1 protein-coding gene is annotated in these 1542 nt (G+C 68.9%); it reads right to left on the bottom strand.

All coding sequences use genetic code 11. The annotated features are described in order from the left end of the window. A partial coding sequence (locus ACFU74_RS37265; protein ID WP_380764575.1) for a type I polyketide synthase occupies positions 1 to 1542 on the bottom strand: 1542 nt, incomplete at both ends.

The raw sequence follows: 1542 nt of genomic DNA on the forward strand, positions 1-1542 counted from the left end.
CGTTGAGGACGAGTTGCCAGAGTTCTTCGGGGGTGGTGATGCCGCCGGGGTAGCGGCAGGCCATGCCGATGATGGCGATGGGTTCGCCGTGGGAGGCGTGGTCGTGGATGTCGGGTGGTGGTGTGGTGGTGTGGGTGGGCCAGAGTTGGGTGGTGAGGTGGTGGGTGATGGCGAGGGCGGTGGGGTGGTCGAAGGCGAGGGTGGCGGGGAGGTGGAGGCCGGTGAGGGTGTTGAGGTGGTTGCGTAGTTCGGTGGCGGCGAGGGAGTCGAAGCCGAGTTCTTTGAAGGCTCGGTCGGGTTCGACGGTGTCGGGTGTGGTGTGGCCGAGGACGGTGGCGATTTCGGTGCGGACGGCTTGGAGGATGGTGCGGTGGCGTTCTTGGGGGGTGAGGTGGGTGAGTTGTTGTGGCCAGGTGGGGGGTGTGGTGGTGCGGGGGGTGCGGGTGTTGTGGGTGGGGTGGGTGTTGTGGGTGCGGAGGAGGGCGGGGATGGTGTCGGTGCGGGTGCGGAGGGTGGTGGGGTTGATGCGGAGGGGGGCGACGGTGGTGTGGTGGGTGTGGAGTGCTTGGGTGAAGAGTGTGAGGCCTTGGTCGTGGGTGAGTGGGGGGAGGCCTTGGGTGGTCATGCGGGTGCGGTCGATGTCGTTGAGGTGGCGGCTCATGCCGGTGCCGGTGTCCCAGAGGGCGAAGGCCATGGAGGTGGCGGGGAGTCCGTTGGCGCGGCGGTGGGTGGCGAGGCCGTCGAGGAAGACGTTGGCGGCGGCGTAGTTGCCTTGGCCGGCGGTGAGGACGAGGCCGCCGGCGGAGGAGATGAGGATGAAGGCGGTGAGGTCGAGGTGTTGGGTGAGTTGGTGGAGGTGCCAGGCGCCGTCGGCTTTGGGGGCGAGTGCGGTGTCGAGGTGTTGGGGGGTGAGGGCGGTGGTGAGGGCGTTGTTGCCGGAGCCTGCTGCGTGGACGATGCCGACGAGGGGGCGTTGGGTGGTGATGTCGGTGATGAGGGTGGCGAGGGCTTGGCGGTCGGTGACGTCGCAGGTGGTGGCGTGGGCGTGGGTGCCGAGTTCGGCGAGTTCGGTGAGGAGTCGGGTGGTGGTGGGGGTGTTGGTGCCGGTGCGGCTGGCGAGGACGAGGTGGCGGGCGCCGTGGTGGGTGGCGAGGTGGCGGGCGATGACGGCGCCGAGGCCGCCGGTGCCGCCGGTGATGAGGATGGTGCCTTCGGGGTCGAAGGTGGTGTTGGTGGTGGTGGGTTGGGGGGTGAGGCGGTGGAGGCGGGGGATGTGGATGGTGTTGTGGCGTAGGGCTGTTTCGGGTTCGTGGGTGGTGAGTGCGGTTGCGGGGTCGGAGGTGGTGTCGAGGTCGGTGAGTTGGATGCGGCCGGGGTTTTCGGCTTGGGCGGAGCGGACGAGTCCCCAGACGGGGGTGTGGGCGAGGTTGATGTCGGTGGTGTTGTCGGTGGCGACGGCGCCGCGGGTGGCGATGAGTAGGCGTGAGGTGGTGAAGCGTTCGTCGGTGAGCCAGGTCTGGAGGGTGTTGAGGACGTGGGTGG

Origin of the sequence: Kitasatospora sp. NPDC057500, from assembly GCF_042802195.1 — a bacterium.
Taxonomy (GTDB): domain Bacteria; phylum Actinomycetota; class Actinomycetes; order Streptomycetales; family Streptomycetaceae; genus Kitasatospora.